Origin of the sequence: Streptomyces sp. NPDC015139, assembly GCF_043079785.1 — a bacterium.
In the GTDB taxonomy this organism is placed as follows: domain Bacteria; phylum Actinomycetota; class Actinomycetes; order Streptomycetales; family Streptomycetaceae; genus Streptomyces; species Streptomyces albidocamelliae.
The window spans coordinates 458169-477040 of the sequence record NZ_JBIBUW010000002.1 but is presented as its reverse complement, the minus strand read 5'-3'; the positions used below and the strand labels follow the sequence as shown (position 1 = coordinate 477040).

Below are 18872 nucleotides of genomic sequence, written 5' to 3'. Positions count from 1 at the left end.
ACGCTCTTTCACGATGTGCGACGTGCGATGTGCGAGGGAGCGGGTGGGGAACGGTGGCGGCCGTCCCGCCGCCCGCTCGCGGGATCAGCGCAGGCGCAGCGCCTCGCGGATCGTGGCGAAGAGGTCGGTCTGGTTGGTGACACCGAGGACGCGGTACGCCTGCGGGCCCTGGGCGGCGATGCGGACCTGGGTTCCGGTGTGCTCCTGGGACTGACCCGGGGTGTTGGTCGAGTAGTTGACCTTCAGCGGCTGCCCCTCGTCGGTGACGAGCGTGGAGGACAGGCCGGGCGGGGTGGCCTCCAGCGGGACGATCTGGCTGGTGTGGGCGTGGTCGGCGGTGGTGACGACCAGGGTGTCGGGGTGCTTGGCCGCGTAGGCGCGGGCGACCTTCACCGCGCGGTCGAAGGCCGCGGTCTCGCCGATCTGGCCGCAGGGGTCGGCGGCGTGGTCCTGCTTGTCGATCGAGGCGCCCTCGATCTGCAGGAAGAAGCCCTGCTTGGAGTGGGTCCGCTGCTGCTTGGCCGCCAGCAGCTGGATCGCCTTGGTGGCGGAGTCCGCGAGGCTCGGCGTCGTCGAGGGGCGGTTCGGGTTGGAGGTCACGCACCGCTGCGGGTCCGTGCCGCCGACGGACGCGGCCTTGCCGGTCCACTCCACCGGGACGTTGCCGGAGGCGAGCAGGCCGAGCACCGGCTTGCCGTTCTTCACGCCCTTCAGGCCCGCCTTGTCGGTGACGACCTGGTAGCCGAGCTTCTTCGCCTGCTCGGTGACCGTGAGGCCCTTGTACTTGCCGTCGGTGACCTTCTGGTCGAAGCGCTGCTTGCCGCCGCCGATGAGGACGTCGACCTTGTGCTTGACGGACTGCTCGGCGATGGAGCCGGGGCCGCCGGCCGCGATCGTGTCGGTGGGGCACTTGGCCATGTCGGCCGGGCCCTGGCAGGAGCGGTCGGTGGCGTGGGAGGCGAGCACGGCCGGGGTGGCGTCGGTGAGTTCGGCGGTGGTGACGCTGCCGGTGGCGTAGCCCTTCTTCTGGGCGAGCTCCAGCAGGGTCGGGACGGCCTTGTCGGTGCCGGGCGTCTTGGAGATGCGGCCGTTGACCGTCTTCACGCCGGTGGCCCAGCCGGTGCCGCTGGCGGCGGAGTCGGTGACGTAGTCCGGGGTGCCGTCGGCGTGCACCGCGTAGGTGGTGTAGGCGCCGGTGAGCGGGAACTTGTCCATGTTCAGGCGGCCGTTGGCGCCGACCGTGTAGTCGCGGGCGAGGGTGATCTCCGAGTCGCCCATGCCGTCACCGATGAGCAGGATGACGTTCTTCGCCTTGCCGTCCTTGATCGCGGCCTTCGCCTGCTGTGCGTTGTCGAACGCACCGGCGGCGGACGTGACGGCCACGGCGGCCGTGGTCGCGGCGACGAGGGCGGTGGCGACCGTGAGGTGACGGCGGGTGGGTCTGGGCATGGATACGTCTCCTTGAGGCGTCCGACGTGCGGATGCGGCGTTCAACGTCCGTCAGATCACCATGCGTTGACAAAGGAGAGGTAAACGGCTGGTCGTCCTGATCTAGCCGGAACATGACACGAGGGAGGCCGTGCGCTCCGGCGGCCCCGGCCGGGGGGCGTGGCGCCCCCCGGACCCGCGGCTCGACTGTGCGGCGTCGCGGCTCAGTTCGCGGACGCGGGACCGGGCGGGAGGTGGACGGTCATGATCAGCTGACAGGACTCGGTGCCCTCGCCCCGGTAGGTGTGCGGGGCGTCGCCGTCGAAGGTGGCGGTCTGCCCGGCCGCCACGGCCTGCCCGCCGGCGCCTTCGACCTCGACCGGGTCACCGGTGACGTCGAGATCCGGTACGCGGACGGGACCGAGTCCTTCACCCCGCTCGGCGAGTCCGGCACCGTGGAGACCCCCAGGCCCGGCGAGGTCGTCTACGCCGACACCACCGGCGTCCTCACCCGCCACTGGAACCATCGCGACGCCCACCGCACCCGCGTCACGGAGGACTCCGCGCACGTCACCTTCGTCCTCGAAACCCTCCACGCCGGCCGGGACGGCGACCTCCTCGAGGTCGCGGCGGACGAACTCCGGAGCCTCCTCGCCCCGCACGCCGGCCGGACCACCGTGCACCACCTGAACGGGGCCCGGCCGGAGGCCACCGTCTGAGACGCGGCGACCGGACGAACGGGCCCACGGCTCCGACCGGTTCGGAAGCCGTGGGCCCGTGTCGCCCGGAGCGGCGTGGGACGGACGTGCGCAGGTGGTCAGTTGCGGCAGCCGACGACCACGGTCGGGGCGCAGTTGGTGGGCGTGTTGCCGTTCACCCGGCTGTTGATCAGAGTGACGCTCAGGCTCCCGCCCTCGTTGTCGATGCCGCCGGGAGCGTTGGTGGCGCGGTTGTCGTTGACGTTGGTGTCGGTCAGGGTCGCGGTGCCCGGGCCGATGTTGGCGAATCCGCCGCCCACACCGGCGCTGTTGGCGTTGATGTTGCTGTCGTTCACCGTGACGTGGCCGTCGCTGGCGATGCCACCGCCCTTGCCGTCGGCGCTGTTGTTCACCACGCGGCTGCGCTCCAGCTTGAGCGTGCCGTCGGTGACCAGCCCACCACCGTTGTTGAAGGCGTGGTTGTCGCTGACCATGGTCTGCGTGATGTCGATCGTCGTGCCGCTGAGGCCGCCGATGCCACCGGAGAAGTTGCCCTGGTTGTCGCGGATGGTGCTGCGGTCCAGAGTGAGGGTGCCGCTCTCGACGCCGATCCCGCCGCCGAAGTCAGGGCCCGACGCGGTCGCGTCGCCGTTGGTGATCGTGATCCGGTCCAGGTTCAGGTTGGCGTGGACCTTCACGATGCCGAACGGCCCCGAGCTGTTGTCCCGCGTGAGCCGCGCGTTGTTGCCGTGGATGGTCAGAGGCTGGTTGACCTGGAGCGACGAGGTCAGGACGTACCGGCACCCCGGTGTCAGCTCCAGGACGGGACCGGCGCCGGGATTGGCGACGGCGGCGACCAGCGCCGTGGTACTGCACGGCACCGTGGTCTGCGCGGATGCGGGCGACGCGGTGGCCAGCGCGGTGCCGGCGACGACGACGGATATGGCGGGGGAGAGGTACAACAGGACGCGACGCTGCATCGTGTGCTCCTTCGGACGGTGCGGGACGGTCCCCGCACAGCCAGTCCGATTCCCGCGGGCGCAAGGTCTTTCGCCGTTTCATGCCCCATGTCATCCGAATGCGCCGACATGGTTCACCGCAATGGGCCACGCCTCTCTCCCCGAGGGCGGCTCCCCGGCACACGCGTGCGGCGGGGCGTGGCACTCGCCCGGGAGAGTGCCACGCCCCGCCGGTCACCGGGAACGCGTCTCAGCGTTCACCGGTGCGGGGACAGGGACGGTCAGTGGTGACCCCGGTGGTGGCGGCCCCAGGAGGCGTCGTCGACGAAGCGGCCGTGGTCGTTGCGCAGGGTCGCCGTGTCGGAGCGGTCCCAGACGGACTTGCGGCGGTCCTGGAACACGTCGGTGCGGCTGTCGCGGCCGAAGCCGGTGTGGACGCGGACGGTGGAGCGGCCGGCCAGCCGGTAGTGGTGGAAGGTGTAGGTGTGCCCGTCCTCGTCCGCCAGGGTCCAGCCGTCGAGGTTGACCGCGCGGCGCGAGCTGTTGCTGATGTCCACCCACTCCTTGTTCAGGTTGCGGTTGAAGCGGGCGTCGCGTCCCGGCGCGTCGTACTGCACGCCGCTGATGTAGACCTCGCTGTGGTGCGGGCGGCCCGGGTGGTGGTCGGCGGCCGAGGCCGGCAGGGCCACGGCACCGACGGCCGCGGCCGCCACGGCTGCGACAGCGGTCATACGACGCACGGATGCGGAAACGGTCACGAGGATCCCCCTACAGGAGTCCATGGCACCCCCCTTGCCAACCCACGGGCGTAGAAACGCCGCAGGTCGGCGGTGGTGCGTAGTGCGATCGGCGGCCGGCTGGCCGCGCACTCACACTCTGCAAGGCGGGCGCCCGGCTTGTGGGGGAGATGTGCGCGCCATTACGGGTTCAACATATTTCTGTGACTCTCCGCTGCAACGTCCATGTATGAGTGCAACAAGAGAAAATGAACCTTTGTCAGGAAAATTTCCGCGCCGTCACTGGCCCCCGCGGCGTGCGGCACCCGTCGGCCGCTCCGCTTCTCCGGCAGGCGTCACCTGAAAGTGAGTAACAGCGGCCCACGCGCCGGAACGGACTAGTCCGTTCCGGCGTCCGGCCTGCGCGGACACGGCGAAGGGCCCGGTGCGACGTGCGCACCGGGCCCTTCGAGCGGTGTGGCCGTTACCGGCCGCCGAGGTGTCTGCCGTACGCGAGCGCGCTCTTCGGGGAGGGCAGGCGCAGCTTGGCGGGCGTGAAGGCGGAGGCTCTGTCGGCGCTCGCCCGGGGCAGCAGCCACACGCCGCCGGAACCGGCGTTCTCGCCGGGGGAGCCGACCGCCAGGTCCGGCCTGCCGTCGTGGTTGTAGTCGCCGGTGGCGAGGGCCGTACCGAAGGCGTCGCCGGCCTCCGCGATCCCCGGCACGTGCGGGGTGTCCTGCTGGAGACCGACGGAGCGTGCCCCGCCCGAGGCGTCGAGGAGGCCGGTCGGGCCGCCGAACAGGAGGGTCGCGGCGCCCGCGCCCGCACGGGTGCGGATCGCCTCGCCGGGCGCGCCGGCGATCAGGTCGTCGCGGCCGTCGTGGTCGACGTCGGCGACGGCGAGGGCGGCACCGAAGTGGTCACCGGTCTCGGCGATGCCCGCCACGCCGGTCGTGTCCTGGTTGAGGGTCTGCCGGCGGTGTCCGAAGTTGCCGGGCACGGCGTCGCCGTAGTGGACGTGGACGCCGCCGCCCTTGGCCAGTTCCTCCGGGCCGCACGGGTCGTCGATGTTCTCGTCGGCGATCTCCCGGCACTCGCCGAGGGCCAGATCGTCGTGACCGTCGCCGTCGAAGTCGCCCGCGGCGAGGGCGGAGACGCCGGCGTTGTCGGTGTTCCAGGTGTTCGCCATGGCCTGCTCGGCCGCGTCCCAGGCCCACAGGCGTACGTGCGACTGGGTGAACGGGGTCTTCGTCCAGTATCCGACCGCGAGGTCCGCTGCGCCGTCCCCGGTGAAGTCGCCGGTGGCGAGTACAGGGGCGTGACCGCCCATGGGGGCGGCGACGACGGTGGTGACCATGCTGTCCTCGCCCTGGGCGACCCGGGCGACGACCTTGTCCTTGCCGCCGATCACGATCTCCTTGTGGCCGTCACCGGTGAAGTCGGCCGCGGCGACCGACAGCCCGTACGCCGCCGACGCCGACCGACCGTCGAGGACGACGGACCCCGAGCCCGGGGCGCTCCTGCCACCGCCCACCGCGAGGACCATGCCCACGTCCTTGCCGAGGCCGGTGATGTCCTCACCCGGGACGCCGACCAGGAGCTCCGCGCTGCCGTCGCCGTTCAGGTCCACCAGGGCGACGGAGGCGCCGAAGCGGTCGCCCGCCTCCGGGGTGCCGGGCACCTCGGGAGTGGACTGGCTGACACGGATGCTGCCGTGGGCGCCGATCCCCTTCGGCCCGCCCCAGACGATGTTGACGTAACCGGCCTTCGCCCTGCCGCCGACGGCACCGTCGGGCACCCCGACGGCGAGGTCCGCGTACCCGTCACCGTTGAAGTCCCCTGCGGTCGGCGTGGGAACGGCGGCCGAGGCCGGGAGGGCCGTCCCCCCGATGACCACGGCGACGACGCCGGCGGCTGTGGCGTACGTCCGTATCCGTCTGCGCACGGGGGCTCCAAGGTGTTCGAGATGTCCAAGCCGACGAGTTCACCTGTGGGACATCCGGAGGCCATGGAGGGTTGTGCGGCCCTCTCGGTCCACGTCGGCGCATGACCCGTACAAGCGCCGATCCACTGGGCCTCGTTGCCGGGCGCGAAGTCGGGCTGTACAGCAGCCAGGGCTGGTTCAATGAGCCCGGCATCAAGGCTGCGCCCGCCTCTCGCCGCGGAAGGTTGCACATGAAGTACGTCACGGCGGTCCGGGACGAGGGCGGGTTCGACGTGGACCCGAGTGCCCATCTGGCCGAACTGCCCCGTCTGCGCGCCGGCCTGCCTCCCGGCGCGGCGTCCTTCGCCACCGACAAGAGCGGCGGGCTGGTCCTGGACTTCGCGCCCAACCGGTTCAAGCACGATGCCGGTCTGCGCATCAGCTACTCGGGCGTGACGCACTTTTCCGTCGACTACGAGCACTCGATCGACTGGATGAGCGTCGACACCGTGCTCCTCGACGAGATCCTTCCTGCCGAGAACGGCGGCTGCCGGCACGAGATCGCACTCACCGACGCGACGGTCACCGTCCAGTGCGAGGACCTGCGTGCCGTGTGGGGGGACGCGAGCTGACCTTCGCGAAACCGTGAACTCTCCGGGGCTCATCGGGGAACAGCAGGCGACACACACACGCCGAGGAGTCAGGGGAAGCATGGTGAGCGGACCACCGCCGTCCGGGGCACGGACGGAGGACGACGCGGAGACGGTCGCGCAGTCGTTGGAGCAGCCGGAGCTGTTCGCCCTGCTCTACGACCGCTACGCCCCCGACATCCACCGCTACGCGGCCCGCCGCCTCGGCGACGGTGCCGCCGACGACATCACCGCCGACACCTTCCTGGTCGCCTTCCGCATCCGGTCCCGCTACGACCGCACGCGCGCCAACGCGCGCCCCTGGCTGTACGGCATCGCCGGGAACCTCATCGGCAAGCAGCGCCGCGCCGAGGTGCGGGCACTCAGGGCGATCGCCCGCACCGGCCGCGACCCGCTCGCCGCGTCCGGGGACGAGTTCTGGCTCGAGGACACCGACAGCCGGATCGCGGCGCAAGGCCCCCTGGCCGGCGCCCTCGCGGGGCTGTCGGCGCCGGACCGGCACGTCCTGCTGCTCGTCGCCTGGGCCGAACTCACCTACCAGGAGGTCGCGGAGGCACTGGACATACCGATCGGCACGGTTCGTTCGCGGCTCAACCGGGCGCGACGCAAGGTACGTACGGCGCTGGGCGCCGATCCTGCATTCGTGATCGACGCGGTGGAGGCGGCGTAGCCATGGACGAGATGACCGAACTGCGCGAGCTGCGCGCCCATGTGTCCGCGCCCGACCGGGGCAGGCTCGCGCCGGGCCGGGCCCGGCTCACCGAGGCCGCGCGGGCCGGGCAGTGGCGCCGCGCGTTGTGGCGACGACGGGAGTTCGCGATCGTCGCGGTCGTGGCCGCGGTGACCGCCGTCGCCGTCACCGCCTCCCTGCTGGTGGGCGGGAAGGGCACGGGAGGCACGGTGCAGCCCGCGGCCACGCCGGGTGTGCGCTACAAGGGGGTGAGCGCGGCCGAGTTCCTGCGGCAGGCTGCCGACGCGGTCCAGACACAGCCGGACGGCGCCGTTCCGACGCCGAAGCAGTGGATCTACACCAAGTCGGCGCAGGAGCCTTTGGACAAGGACCACCCGGAGACGGGTGGTCTGGAGAACTGGATCCGCTACGACGGCTCCGCCAGCGCCTTTCGGCTGGGGGACAGGCCGCTCGAGGTCACCAAGATGAACCTGGAAAACGGCGGCGCGGGTGATGACCGCTCGCCGCGCGAGATGTACCGGGTCCTCACCGCCCTGCCGGCCGACGGCAGGGCGACGCTGAAGGCGCTGCGCGCGCAGAACGCCATCGCCGACTCCGAGGAGGACTCACAGGCGCGCAGCGACTACATCGAGATCAGCGTCCTGATGTCGGCCGACGTGATGCCGGCCAAGGGCCTGGCCTCCCTCTACCGCGCCCTCGCACTCGTACCGGGCGGAAAGGTCACCGGCCACCTGGTCGACACAACCGCCGGACGCCGGGTGATCGCCCTGGACTACGGCCACAAGAGGGACCCCCTGACCGGTAAACCGATGTACGACCAGTGGCTGATCGACCCGCAGACCTACCTGCTCGTCGGCAGGCGGACCATCGTGGGCGGCAAGACCGTCAACGGCAGCTCGCTCATCAGGACGGCCGTGGTGGACAAGGCGGGCGAGACCCGCTGACCGACCACGGTCCCGGGCGGCCCGCACCACGGGGGCGGGCCGCCCGGGCGCTCCGCGAGCCCGGCGAGGAGCCGGGTGACGGCACTAGAAGGGACCCGTCGGCCGAGGACGGTCGGCAAGAGTCATGGCGGTTGCTGTAATCCGCCGCTGTACACACGACAAAGGCCCAATCTGTCGTTTGGGCGGGCGGCATGCCGGCGCAACTCACGGTGTGGCGATCTTGCGATGCGCGGGTTGGCCCGCGCACGGCCCGACGAGTACGGCACAACCCGTCAGGCGCTGGGGCGCCCAAAGGGTGACGTCGACATGAGAGTCAAGGTTCAGCGGACCGGTCGCGTCGTCGGTCATGAGCCGGCCTCAGGGCCGGGGCGGCAAGTCGTGACTTCGCCCCGGCTCCCCCACGACCAGCCTGCCGCCCGGCACCCAGCCTTCTCATCGGGCGGGGGCAGAGCAGTCAGCGGTCGAGGTCGATCGTGAAGCGCCTCTTGCCCGTACCGATCGTGTCGGCGTGGACCTGGCCGCGAGCCTGGTCGAATTCCCCGGTGCCGCCGGTGATCGCGTTGTCGAACGACGGGGGAGGGAGCGTCGGACGGCCGTTGGTGAGGATGCCGAAGACCATCCCCTGTACGGAGAGCTGGCCGCCCGGGAGGTTGTAGGTCACGACGCACTCCTCCGCTCCACCGTTTTCGACCGTGGTGGTGGTGCAGGTGCCGTCGGTTTCGCCGACCTGGTTCTTGTCGTCCTTGTCGAAGAGGAGCGAGCGGAAGACGGTCCGGTCGCCCTGGGCGGGGCTGCCGTCGGAGTTGACGGGGAAGCGCGTCTGCTGCACGAGGTGGCCGATGAGTGTGATGACCCGGTCTCCGCCCTTGGCGTGGCCGGAATCGGTGTCCGTCGCGGCGGACGCGACAGGGGCGCAGGCGAGAAGGGTGACCAGCGCAGTGGCCGTGCCGAGGCGGGCTGCTCTGATGGGGCGCATCGTGTGGCTCCTGAGGTGGATGCTCATGGATGGTCCGGTGAAGCATTCATAACCGCGGCTCTGCCGCCGCCCGGAGCGTCCCGGCGTGACCCACCGGAAGATCCGACCAGTCGGACCAACTCGGCACGAGAGACGGCCCGCCCGACCGCGTACTACGAAGAGCGCGATCTCCAGCTGGAGTACTAGGGGAAGGCGTGAGGCGCCCGAGGGGCGCACAGAGGAGCACTGCCGATCACTCTGGAGGCTCCGGTAGTTCGCCACCTTCCGTGCCGTCTTGCGGAGGGGGCTGGACCCGGTAGACAGTCCCGTAGAAACAGGTCAGGCCCGGCACTGATTTCTCAGCACCGGGCCTGACCTGGTGTTTCACTGTCGGGGTGGCGGGATTTGAACCCACGACCTCTTCGTCCCGAAGTAGGCCCTGGAAGATCGCCGAGCTGCGGCTCGCAGCAAATGCGCAGGTCAGGGTGTTGGGGTGTGTCGGTCTACGTCGGTGCTCCGGGCCCCCGATCTCAAGATCATCTCCAGGATTTCTCCATGGACGTTGAGCAGGCCCCGATCTTCCGGATCGAGATCGAGTGCCTGCGCGACAGCTGACTGCCGGCCGTGCCCCGGCGACCGGCAGGGACCGCCGGGTCACCTGCCGCCCTTCTCCCTCCTGGCCGGCACGCTCAGCCGCGCGAGGGCCGCGGCGGTCAGGTAGGCGAGGGCTCCGATGGCCATGCTGGTGCGCACTCCGGCGCCGTAGCCGGTGCTGGTGGCCAGCAAGCTGCCGCCGAGTGCCACCCCGGTGGCGCTGCCGATCTGGCGGGTCGTGTTGAACAGCGCGGACGCGGCCCCCGCGTACGCTGGGGGCGCGGAGCCCATCACGGTGGCGGTCGAGCCGGTGAGGGCGAAGGACGTACCGAACCCGGTGGCCATCATCGGCGCCACCAGCAACGGGTAGGCGGGGTCAGGTCCGGCCGCGGCCCACCCGCCCAGGCCGAGGGCGCCCAGGAGCATGCCGGAGACCACCAGGGGACGGTCACCGGTGCGGCGGCTCAGTCGCCCGGAAATGACGGAGGCGAACATGGTCATCGCCACCGCAGGGAACAACGCAGCCCCGGTCTCCAGGGCACTGAATCCGCGGCGGCGCTGGAAGTCCAGGCTGGCGGTGAACACCATGCCGTAGAAGGCGAAGTTGAACAGCAGGCCGACGACGGCCGCGCCGCTCATGGTGCGTGAGCGCAGCAGCCGCAGCGGGAGGGCGGGAGCCCGGGCCAGCCGCTCCCGCAGCAAGAACGCGGCCACGGCGAGCGCGGCCAGGCCCAGTCCGGCGAGCACGGCGAGGTCGGACCAGCCGCGCCGCCCGGCCTCGTTCAGCGCAGTGGTCAGCAGGGCGACCGCCGCCACCACGGCGCACTGCGCCGGCCAGTCCAGGGCCCGGCCGGCGTTCCGCGGTGAGGGCGCCACGTACCGCAGTGTCAGCGCCAGGCAGACCACACCGACGGGCAGGTTGATCAGGAAGACCCACCGCCAGCCCGCCGTGGACACCAGCAGCCCGCCCAGCAGCGGCCCGGCGGAGGCCGCGATGCCCGCCATCGCCCCCCAGAGTCCGAAGGCGCGCGAGCGTGCCGCCGGCGCCGGGTAGGCCTCCTGAAGCAGGGCGAGGGAGCCGGGGACGATCAGTGCCGCGCCGAGTCCCTCCACCAGCCGGGCGGCGACGAGGGAGGCGGCGTTCGGCGCGAAGGCGCAAGCGGCCGAGGACACCGTGAACACCACGACGCCAAAACAGAAGACACGCCGGTTGCCCAGCCGGTCGCCCAGCGCGCCTCCGGTCATCAGCAACCCGGCGAAGACCAGGGTGTATCCGTCCGTGATCCACTGGATGCCGGTGAGCGAGGCCGACAGGTCCCGGCCCACCACGGGCACGGCGACGTTGATGATCGTGACGTCCAGGATGACCATGAAGTACCCGGCGCACACGGCCAGCAGCGGAGCTGTGGAGCGCCGCCCGGCGTCCGGGTCCGGCCCCGGGCGTTCCGGCTCACCGCCTGCCGGCTCCGCGAAGAGCACGTCGCCAACTCCGTCCTGTCCGCGGACCCCCTGAGCACTCAGCATGCCAAGCGACGCGAAGCACCGCATCGGCGACATGCGTCCCGGAGAGCACACGGGACACCTGGAGCGACCTCATACGATCGCCATGCCAGAGGCAAACGCGCTGGTCGGGGCTTTACAGGGCCCTGCCACGCAGACTTCTTCCGGCCGCTGTACACGGGCACGGCGATCCCGATCGACTCATGGCGGTCGCGGATGCGGATGGACACCTGGATCTAGCTGGTCGCGGTGTGCCTCCGCAGTCCGCATTCCACATCACGGCAGGCATGCGAAAGACGCTCATGAACACACTCACCAAGACGTGCCGGGGCTGTGCCGTTTGGCCCTCCGTTTGGCCCCCCCTGAACGCCGCCAACTCGTGTCGTCGTCTGTGCCCCGACGGCAGGTCGGAACCACGCATTACGAGTTGTCGGGTCCTGGTCTACGGGCATCCAGTAACGTCCGGCCTGACATAGTCACCCCTGCTCAAATGGGGGCAGGACCGTGCTGGACGGCAGGGGACGGGACCGGAATCGTCGCCGATGGAGACCAGGACTGAGACCACACCCCGACACCTGCCGTCGCCACTGTTGGCCACAGCGGGCCTAGTCCAGGTTTGAGGCGGACAGCCCGACCCTTCCTCCTGCCGCCACGAACGCCTGCATCTGGGACGTCAGGTCGTAGGCCATGCCGCGGAAGTAAGCGGGGTACCGGGGAAGTCCTGGTGGCTGGCCGTCGGGCATTTTGGAGTCCGACGTCCCCGCGAAGTTCAGCCCGACGGCGAAGTCGTCGCTCTGGCGGATCGTGACCGAGCCGGAGTCGCCGCGCGCGTTCCACACGTCGCCCGCGCCCTTCTCGCTGCTGATCAGAATGACCTCCTGGTACGGGGGGTCCTGCGGCGGGGTGTAGTTGACGAAGACGACCCGTCCCTTGGTGAACTTGGTCGTGGCACCGTACTTGTAGACGTCGTCCCCCGGAACGGCCAGGCCCACGCCCCTGATGTTCCGGTATCCGGGATACCACGGGTAGTTGGGCACCTTGTTGGCCAGCCTGCGGTCGGTCACCGTGGTGATCGCGCAGTCCCGCGTCGGCGTCAGGTAGCCGGCCACGTAGTTGCCGCACCAGTACTTCTCGGGCGGGGGATCGTCCTTCACCGTCGGCTGGATCACCACCGTGCTCCATTCCGGCGGTGTCGCGTACGCGAGGACGTGCTGGTTGGTGAGCAGGTAGTCACCTGGAGGCACGTTGTTCGCCGGATCACCGGTGGTGTTGATGAAGCAGCCGATGGAACCCCACCCCTGTGGGGCCTCCCAGGTGGAGAGCGAGAGGCCGCCGAAGACGGGGTCGTGCACGGCGAACGGGTCGGTGGCGCAGAGTTCCGGCAGCAGCACCTCCTGCTCCAACACGTCCGTGGGAAAGCCGTCCAGCTCGGTCGGCACCCGTTCCCCCTCCGGCACGTCAGTCCGCTTCCGTTCCACGAACACGGTGATGGCCAGTGTGTCCGTCTCCTGGTCGGGACCGCCCACTCTCTTACGCCCGATGGCCACGCCCGTGCATCCCGGCCGGTCGAGCAGTGCCTGTTGATGGCGTCTCAGCACGGCCGCCATACGCTGGACCTTTTCTTCGTCCTGTGCATTGGTCATGTCGGTTCACAGGCCTCCCTGCGCCGCGGGTGCAGGTCAGATCTCGATGTCCGCGACGAACTGCTTGGCCTTGTCACCCAGCTTCTTGATGACGTCAGCCCGTATCACGGAGTAGAGCTGCTCGTTCAGGACGACGGTCTGCCCGCCCTGGTACAGCTTTGTTTGGGTGGCGTTGAAGTCGGTCCACAGGATCTTGGTGATCCGGCTCGTCGTGGAGAAGTGGAACGCTGCGAGTGCCATGCCAACGTTGTCGCCGTTCGGGGAGGCGCAACCCATCTGGAACGAGCCGTTCGACAGTCCGTGGCTCTGCGTTTCGAACAGTTTCCCGGCGCGGCTGTCGCTGCTCTTCTTCAGGGCCTCCAGTGTGGCTATCGCCAGTGCCAGCTCGTTCCCGGTCGCGATGGCCACGAGGATCTGGAGGATCACCGTGTCGATGTGGAAACTTGCCGTCGACGCCTCGTACTTCGAGAAACGCCACTCCGATGTGACCCAACCGACGTTCTCCAGGACGTGCTTGTAGTACCCGTACCACTCCTCGGTCTCGGTTTCCCTGTCGTACTTGTTGCTCGCCGCGAGCTGGGCCAGCAGGGTGGAGTTGAGCACGTCCTGCTTGTGCACGATGTCCAGCCCGTCGGCGAAACAGACGATACTTCCGTCGTCGACCGCTGCTGACTTCTCCGTCGTGAGCGTGATCGGGGTGTGCGACAGTTCCGCGAGGGCGCGCGGAGTCTCGGCGAGCTCCAGTTCCGCGACGAAGCGCTGCGCCGTCGTCACATCGATGGTCGTCATGATGGTTTTCCTCTCAACGGTTCTCGTGGAGGTTCCTGGCGGAGGGCGGGACGATCGAAGCGTCAACCGACTTCATGCGATGCGTCGATGGCGGCCGGGCGGCAGCATGTCAGCGGCCTTCCTGTCGGCGCCCCTGCTGGGCAGCCGTGGTCCACCGGGCTAAAGCCGGATGAGAAGTCCCAGGTGAATGCCCAACTCATCCAGGACGCCACGGTTTCCCCCGGCCCGCAAATTGGAAGAGCTCGCCGCGCAACGTCGTTCGTTCGGCGTGGGTCCCATGGGTCCGGGACCGTCACCGCCACGGCGTCCGGCGTTCTCCGTCGACCGGTGCGACCCCTAGCTGGGCGGGGTCTCGCTTCGGACGCGCGCTGTCGTCCATGAACCCGTGCCCTTCTGGGCGCGTTATTCGCTGCGCAAGCCACCCGGACACTCGCGGGCCGCCGTTGACGGCGACACCCTGCCGCACGGTACGCACGTGTTCGAATCCATGGCGTAGGTAATACGCCTGCAAGGCGGTGTTGGTTGTCCAGGCGTCCAACCTGAGCCACGTCGCGCCCGTGCGGAAAGCGCGGTCACTCGCCCAGTCGAGCAGCCGACCACCGACGTTTTGGCCGGCGTGTGTACCAGCCACAGTCAGCTTGTTGATGAAAAGGCTGGGCTCGCGAAGTTCGTCCTCGGTCCAGAGCCCCTCTTCTGCCTCCGGAGTCAGCGTGATTGTGGCCGCCGTGGCATTGCCCTCGCGCACCATGAACACCACCCCAGCGTCAATCGTGGCGAGGAGCTTGTCCGCCGGGTATGGGCGCTGCCACTGATCGGTCCCGACACGGGACAGCCAAGTTGCTGCCACCTCTCGGAAGGCAAGCAGCGGGGCCAGGTCCGCGGGCAAGTCCACCGGCGGCCGGATGCTGGTGCGGATCATCCAGATGCGGGCCAAGGTCCCGAGCCCCCCCGAAGACAAAGACGAACTGCCCAGGAGGCACACCGGATGAGCATCACGCTTGCCTCTCCCGCTGAGCGGGTGTTGTACCGACCGGAAGAAGCAGCAGCGGCCTTGGGCATCGGTCGTTCGCTGGTTTACGAGGAGATCCGCCTAGGGCGTCTCCAGACGGTTCGCATCGGCCGTAGGCGGCTCGTCCCGCCCGAATACATCGCGCAGTACGTCGAATTGCTCAAGCGCGAGGCAGAAGCCGCCGCCTGACGCACCTCCGTTCGTTCGCATCAACCGGGCCGCGCCATCGGGCGCGGCCCGCTCGTTTGGAGAACACCACATGTCCGAGACGCCAAAGGTCCGAAGGGCTGGCCACGGTGAGGACACGATCTACTGGGACGCGGCGAAGAATCGCTACGTAGGATCCGTATCCCTTGGGTACGCCCCGAACGGCAAGTGCCGCCGCCCGAAGGTCTACGGCAAGACCAAGACCGAGGTCCGTCAGAAGATCCGGGAGGTGCTTGTTGGCCATCGAACGGTTCTTGCCGATGGTGCCTTTTTCGTCGCGTCCCTTCAGGCCGCGTTCCAGCCAGTCGTTCACCGCATCGGCCACGGTGTAGTTGGCCGGCGTCTTGACGCCCGACTGCAGTTCCTTCTTCAGGTCACCTGCTCGCCGTCCTACGTCGCTCCGTCGAGCATGCTCAGCGCAGGGACAAGACCGCACGGAACGTCGCCCTGCTCGTCACCGCTCCGGAAGGCCGGCCGGGGCGCCCGAGCAAGGCACTGAACCTCAAGCAGACGGAAGCTGTGCTTGCCGCGGCTCGCCCCTCGCGGCTGTACGCCTACCTCGTGCTATCCCTCCTCAGCGGCGTACGCACGGAGGAGGCGCGGCCCCTCACCTGGGATCACGTTTTCCTGGACACGGAGGACGGCACCCCGCCTCACGTCGCCGTGTGGCGATCGGTGCGCAAGCACGGTGAGACCAAGACCAGGAAGAGCCGGCGGACCATCGCTCTGCCGAAGCAGGTGGTGGGTGTCCTCGAAGAACACAAGCGGTGGCAGAAGCAGGAAAGGGCGTCCCGAGGGACGGAGTGGAGCCCGGCCGGCCGCGTCTTCACGACGCGGTCCGGTGAACCGCTGGACGCGGCCAACGTGCGGAGGGACTTCAAGGCCGTCGTGAGGAAGGCGGGGCTTGCTCCTGAGTGGACGCCGCGCGAGCTGCGGCACAGCTTCGTCTCGCTGCTCTCGGACCACGGCATCCCGCTGGAGCGCATCGCGCAGCTTGTCGGGCACACCAGTCAGGCGACGACGGAGGCCGTGTATAGGAAGCAGCTTCGGCCGGTCATCACCGAGGGGGCGGAAGCCATGGACCTGATCTTCGCCCAGCGCGGTGAGGCGACCGCCATCGAGGCTTGATCAAAAGCCGTTGGCCCCCTGTTCGGCCCCCTGAGCACGACAGAGGCCCATTCACGATCACGTGAATGGGCCTCTGACCTGTGTCGGGGTGGCGGGATTTGAACCCACGACCTCTTCGTCCCGAACGAAGCGCGCTGCCAAGCTGCGCTACACCCCGATGTCGCTGCTTCTCGCGGCGACGACGTTTACTTTAGCCCACCGGTGGCCGTAGACGAAATCCGGTTTAGCACCGGTGGCGTACCGGGGTCGGGCGGGTGTGGTCCAGGGCCACCAGGAGGACTGCCAGGGCGTACATCGCGAGGCCCAGGAGGAGGGCGTTGGCCAGGGTGCTGCGGTAGCCGTGGGCGGTGACGTCCAGGAACGGGTAGAGGTAGCGGGCCGGGTCGCCCGGCGGGAGGAAGGCGGCCCTGATGAAGGAGAAGGCCAGGTAGGCCAGGGGGTAGAGGAGCCAGGTCGCGGTCTGGCGCAGGTGCAGGCGGCCGGCGGGGGTGAGGAACAGCCAGTCGCACACCGCCGCCGCCGGCACCAGCACGTGGAGGAACTGGAGGACCGCCCACTGGGCGTGCCAGCGCTCCGGCACCGCCGTGCCGCCGGTCATGGAGAACGGGGGCGTCGTGCGGGCCAGCAGCAGGTGGTAGACCAGCGCGCCGATCACGACGTAGAGGAGCGTGGCCCCCGTCACGCCGGACGGGAGTGGGCGCCGGGCCCGGGAGGCTCTGGCCGCCGACAGGAGCATGACCAGGGCCAGCAGGATATTGGCCTGGACGCTGAAGTAGCTCAGGGTGCGTGCCGGGGTGCCGATGAGGAGTTCCAGGGCGACACCGGCGGCCGCCGCCACGGCGATCAGCAGGCGGCACAGCGCTGCCATCGGGCGGCGGACCGGGGCCACCACCGCCGTGGCCGGTACCGGGGCGGGCACCAGCAGGGGCGGGCCCGGGATCGCGGGCAGGTCCGGGATGTCCCTGGGTATCGGGGCGGTCATGCCCTCACGCTAGGAGCGGGGGAGGGGGCCGGCCATGCGGGTTGGGCCGAGTGGGTTACCTCCCCCCCCGGACTGTCCTCTCCGGCCGCCCCCTCGGTTCCCGGCCCCGGTGGACCCCGATGGACCCCGGTCACGGCTCCGGTGAACCCCGGTCCACGGCCCCGGTGAACCCGGGCGCCGGCCGTGCCCAACCCCGGTTCCCGGCCCCAGTGAACCCGGGCGCCGGCCGTGCCCAGGTGAACCCCGGTTCCCCGCTCCGGTGGACGCGGGCGCCCGCCGTGCCTACTCCCGGCCCACCAGCGTCAGCAGCGTCGCCTCCGGTGGGCAGGCGAAGCGGACCGGGGTGTAGCGGTTGGTGCCGCAGCCCGCCGAGACGTGGAGGTAGGACGTGTGGCCCTCGGCCGTGTGCCGGGACAGGCCCTTCACCCGGTCCGTGTCCAGGTCGCAGTTGGTGACCAGGGCGCCGTAGAAGGGGATGCACAGCTGGCCGCCGTGGGTGTGGCCGGCCAGGATCAGCGGATAGCCGTCCGCAGTGAAGGCGTCCAGGGTGCGCAGGTACGGCGCGTGGGCCACGCCGAGGGAGAAGTCGTACGTCCCCGACGGGCCGCCCGCCACCTGGGCGTAGCGGTCACGCTTGATGTGCGGGTCGTCCACGCCGGTCAGCTCGATCGACACGCCCTCGACCTTGAGCACGCCCCGCGTGTTCGTCAGGTTCAGCCAGCCCGCCGCGTCGAATCCGTCCCGCAGTTCCTCCCACGGGTTGTGGATCACGCCCACGGCCGGCGGGTTGCCGTTCAGGCCGTGCCGGCCGCTGGCCTTCTCCAGCAGGTAGCGGGCGGGGTTGCGGAGCCGGGGGCCGTAGTAGTCGTTCGAGCCGAAGACGTACGCGCCGGGGAAGTCCATCAGGGGACCGAGCGCGTCCAGCACCTCCGGCACGCCCTCGGGGTCCGACAGGTTGTCACCGGTGTTGATCACGAAGTCGGGGCGCAGGCCCGCCAGCGACTGGAGCCAGCGCTGCTTCTTGTGCTGGCCGCTCACCATGTGGATGTCGGAGACCTGAAGCATGCGCAGCGGACGCATGCCGGGCGGGAGGACCGGGACCGTCACCCGCCGGAGGCGGAAGGAGCGGGCCTCGAAGCCCGCCGCGTACGCCAGTCCGGCGGCGCCTGCCGCCATGATTCCCAGGGGTACTCCGTATCGCGCGCGCATACGTCCATCGTGTCAGACACCGGCGGGCCGCCAAGACCGGCGGCCCCTTTAAATGGGCGGGCGTTGGCGGTGGTGCACCTGCGACAATCGACCGTATGACCACCACGCTCAAGTCGAAGCTGCACGACGACCTCAACGCCGCGATCAAGGAGCGCGACGAGCTCCGCTCCTCCACGCTCCGGCTGACCCTCGCCGCGATCACCAAGGAGGAGGTCGCGGGCAAGGAGAAGCGGGAGCTCTCCGACGACGAGGTCCTCAAGGTGATTCACCCGCGAGGCGAAGAAGCGCCGGGAGGCCGCGGACGCCTTCGCGCAGGGTGGCCGTGCCGAGTCGGCCGAGCGGGAGAAGGCGGAGGGCGAACTGCTCGCCGAGTACCTGCCCAAGCAGATGTCCGACGACGAGCTGGACGCGATCGTCGCCCAGGCCGTGGAAGAGGCGAAGGCGGGCGGCGCCGAGGGGCCGCGGGCCATGGGCGCCGTCATGAAGATCGTGAACCCGAAGGTGGCCGGGCAGGCCGAGGGCGGCCGCGTCGCCGCCGCGGTGAAGAAGCTCCTTCAGGGCTGACCGACGGTCGGCCGAGGCCGGCGTCCGGGACCATCACGGCGTCGAAGCCGCGCCCCGGCCGGGAGCGGGTGGCGGAGTCCGGCCTCCCACCGGCGGAAACGTCAACGGGCCCCGGTCCGAGACGGCCACGAAAACCGAACCCGAGGTCCGACGAAAACGGCGGCGGGGGGGCCCCCCCCGGGGCCAGGGGGGGGGCCCCCCCCCGGGAGCCCCGGTGAACCCCCCGGGCCCCCGCGGCGGCGCCCCCCCCGCCCCGCGGGGGCGAACCCCCCCCCCCCCCCC

At 70.0% G+C, this 18872-nt stretch carries 15 protein-coding genes, 1 tRNA gene and 4 pseudogenes; 7 read left to right on the top strand and 13 right to left on the bottom strand.

All coding sequences use genetic code 11. The features are described 5' to 3' along the window. Window positions 1–84 precede the first annotated feature (84 nt). Together ACF08B_RS06715 and ACF08B_RS06710 are read right to left on the bottom strand one after the other, a co-directional pair. A complete protein-coding gene (locus ACF08B_RS06715; protein WP_392316387.1) occupies window positions 85–1449 on the bottom strand; it encodes an alkaline phosphatase in 1365 nt (454 codons plus the stop codon). Window positions 1450–1652: 203 nt separating this feature from the next. Further along, window positions 1653–1778: pseudogene (locus tag ACF08B_RS06710) on the bottom strand (XRE family transcriptional regulator); the annotation flags it as partial. On the opposite strand from ACF08B_RS06710, the pseudogene ACF08B_RS06705 reads away from it, so the two are divergent. After that, a pseudogene (locus tag ACF08B_RS06705) lies at window positions 1773–2147 on the top strand (B3/4 domain-containing protein); the annotation flags it as partial. The pseudogenes ACF08B_RS06710 and ACF08B_RS06705 overlap by 6 nt on opposite strands. A 98-nt stretch (window positions 2148–2245) precedes the next feature. Here the strand turns inward: ACF08B_RS06705 and ACF08B_RS06700 are convergent. The 3 genes from ACF08B_RS06700 to ACF08B_RS06690 form a co-directional block, all read right to left on the bottom strand. Then, window positions 2246–3106, bottom strand: a complete 861-nt coding sequence (locus tag ACF08B_RS06700) for a hypothetical protein (protein WP_392316386.1) — start codon at window positions 3104–3106, stop codon at window positions 2246–2248. A gap of 260 nt (window positions 3107–3366) precedes the next feature. Then, complete coding sequence (locus ACF08B_RS06695) at window positions 3367–3816, bottom strand: lamin tail domain-containing protein (RefSeq protein WP_392316385.1); 450 nt, start codon at window positions 3814–3816, stop codon at window positions 3367–3369. 469 nt (window positions 3817–4285) lie between these two features. Continuing rightward, on the bottom strand, window positions 4286–5746 hold the full coding sequence (locus ACF08B_RS06690) for an FG-GAP-like repeat-containing protein (RefSeq protein ID WP_392316384.1): 1461 nt from the start codon (window positions 5744–5746) through the stop codon (window positions 4286–4288). Between the two features lie 230 nt (window positions 5747–5976). Here ACF08B_RS06690 and ACF08B_RS06685 point away from each other — a divergent pair, with 230 nt between their 5' ends. The 3 genes from ACF08B_RS06685 (at window position 5977) to ACF08B_RS06675 (ending at window position 8010) form a co-directional block, all read left to right on the top strand. Beyond that, window positions 5977–6357, top strand: a complete 381-nt coding sequence (locus ACF08B_RS06685) for a hypothetical protein (RefSeq protein WP_392316383.1) — start codon at window positions 5977–5979, stop codon at window positions 6355–6357. Between the two features lie 82 nt (window positions 6358–6439). Further along, entirely contained in the window at window positions 6440–7045 is a 606-nt protein-coding gene (locus ACF08B_RS06680) for an RNA polymerase sigma factor (protein ID WP_392166313.1), read from the top strand. 2 nt (window positions 7046–7047) lie between these two features. After that, window positions 7048–8010, top strand: coding sequence for a CU044_5270 family protein (locus ACF08B_RS06675; RefSeq protein ID WP_392316382.1), 963 nt, complete (start codon window positions 7048–7050; stop codon window positions 8008–8010). Window positions 8011–8464: 454 nt separating this feature from the next. Here ACF08B_RS06675 and ACF08B_RS06670 read toward each other — a convergent pair whose 3' ends face one another. The 5 genes from ACF08B_RS06670 to ACF08B_RS06650 form a co-directional block, all read right to left on the bottom strand. Next, window positions 8465–8986 carry a hypothetical protein gene (locus ACF08B_RS06670; protein WP_392316381.1) on the bottom strand — a complete coding sequence of 174 codons (522 nt, stop codon included), beginning with the start codon at window positions 8984–8986 and terminating at the stop codon, window positions 8465–8467. A 633-nt stretch (window positions 8987–9619) separates the two neighbouring features. Further along, entirely contained in the window at window positions 9620–11038 is a 1419-nt protein-coding gene (locus ACF08B_RS06665) for an MFS transporter (protein ID WP_392316380.1), read from the bottom strand. Between the two features lie 626 nt (window positions 11039–11664). Beyond that, on the bottom strand, window positions 11665–12702 hold the full coding sequence (locus ACF08B_RS06660) for a hypothetical protein (RefSeq protein WP_392316379.1): 1038 nt from the start codon (window positions 12700–12702) through the stop codon (window positions 11665–11667). A gap of 36 nt (window positions 12703–12738) precedes the next feature. Then, on the bottom strand, window positions 12739–13491 hold the full coding sequence (locus tag ACF08B_RS06655; RefSeq protein ID WP_392316378.1) for a hypothetical protein: 753 nt from the start codon (window positions 13489–13491) through the stop codon (window positions 12739–12741). A gap of 292 nt (window positions 13492–13783) precedes the next feature. Further along, window positions 13784–14410, bottom strand: coding sequence for a GNAT family N-acetyltransferase (locus tag ACF08B_RS06650; protein WP_392316691.1), 627 nt, complete (start codon window positions 14408–14410; stop codon window positions 13784–13786). Between the two features lie 66 nt (window positions 14411–14476). Between ACF08B_RS06650 and ACF08B_RS06645 the strand changes: the two genes are divergently transcribed. Beyond that, entirely contained in the window at window positions 14477–14689 is a 213-nt protein-coding gene (locus ACF08B_RS06645) for a helix-turn-helix domain-containing protein (protein ID WP_101418196.1), read from the top strand. Between the two features lie 70 nt (window positions 14690–14759). Then, window positions 14760–15835, top strand: a pseudogene (gene xerC, locus ACF08B_RS06640) (tyrosine recombinase XerC). 83 nt (window positions 15836–15918) lie between these two features. Here xerC and ACF08B_RS06635 read toward each other — a convergent pair. The 3 genes from ACF08B_RS06635 to ACF08B_RS06625 all read right to left on the bottom strand — a co-directional run bounded on the left by ACF08B_RS06635 (window position 15919) and on the right by ACF08B_RS06625 (window position 18026). Beyond that, window positions 15919–15992 (bottom strand) — tRNA-Pro (locus ACF08B_RS06635). A 66-nt stretch (window positions 15993–16058) separates the two neighbouring features. Beyond that, on the bottom strand, window positions 16059–16817 hold the full coding sequence (locus ACF08B_RS06630; protein WP_392316377.1) for a Pr6Pr family membrane protein: 759 nt from the start codon (window positions 16815–16817) through the stop codon (window positions 16059–16061). A gap of 282 nt (window positions 16818–17099) precedes the next feature. Beyond that, the gene (locus tag ACF08B_RS06625; protein WP_392165727.1) at window positions 17100–18026 is read right to left on the bottom strand and encodes a metallophosphoesterase; all 927 of its coding nucleotides are present in this window, start codon (window positions 18024–18026) and stop codon (window positions 17100–17102) included. A 95-nt stretch (window positions 18027–18121) separates the two neighbouring features. Between ACF08B_RS06625 and ACF08B_RS06620 the strand changes: the two are divergent. Then, window positions 18122–18590 (top strand): annotated as a pseudogene (locus ACF08B_RS06620) (GatB/YqeY domain-containing protein). The last annotated feature ends 282 nt before the right edge of the window (window positions 18591–18872 follow it).

Excerpts from the sequence above, each read along its gene's own strand:
- ACF08B_RS06715 (WP_392316387.1), bottom strand. The coding sequence starts at position 1,449 with ATGCCCAGACCCACCCGCCGTCACCTCACGGTCGCCACCGCCCTCGTC.
- ACF08B_RS06700 (WP_392316386.1), bottom strand. The coding sequence starts at position 3,106 with ATGCAGCGTCGCGTCCTGTTGTACCTCTCCCCCGCCATATCCGTCGTC.
- ACF08B_RS06695 (WP_392316385.1), bottom strand. The coding sequence starts at position 3,816 with ATGACCGCTGTCGCAGCCGTGGCGGCCGCGGCCGTCGGTGCCGTGGCC.
- ACF08B_RS06685 (WP_392316383.1), top strand. The coding sequence starts at position 5,977 with ATGAAGTACGTCACGGCGGTCCGGGACGAGGGCGGGTTCGACGTGGAC.
- ACF08B_RS06675 (WP_392316382.1), top strand. The coding sequence starts at position 7,048 with ATGGACGAGATGACCGAACTGCGCGAGCTGCGCGCCCATGTGTCCGCG.
- ACF08B_RS06670 (WP_392316381.1), bottom strand. The coding sequence starts at position 8,986 with ATGCGCCCCATCAGAGCAGCCCGCCTCGGCACGGCCACTGCGCTGGTC.
- ACF08B_RS06660 (WP_392316379.1), bottom strand. The coding sequence starts at position 12,702 with ATGACCAATGCACAGGACGAAGAAAAGGTCCAGCGTATGGCGGCCGTG.
- ACF08B_RS06655 (WP_392316378.1), bottom strand. The coding sequence starts at position 13,491 with ATGACGACCATCGATGTGACGACGGCGCAGCGCTTCGTCGCGGAACTG.
- ACF08B_RS06650 (WP_392316691.1), bottom strand. The coding sequence starts at position 14,410 with ATGATCCGCACCAGCATCCGGCCGCCGGTGGACTTGCCCGCGGACCTG.
- ACF08B_RS06645 (WP_101418196.1), top strand. The coding sequence starts at position 14,477 with ATGAGCATCACGCTTGCCTCTCCCGCTGAGCGGGTGTTGTACCGACCG.
- ACF08B_RS06630 (WP_392316377.1), bottom strand. The coding sequence starts at position 16,817 with ATGACCGCCCCGATACCCAGGGACATCCCGGACCTGCCCGCGATCCCG.
- ACF08B_RS06625 (WP_392165727.1), bottom strand. The coding sequence starts at position 18,026 with ATGCGCGCGCGATACGGAGTACCCCTGGGAATCATGGCGGCAGGCGCC.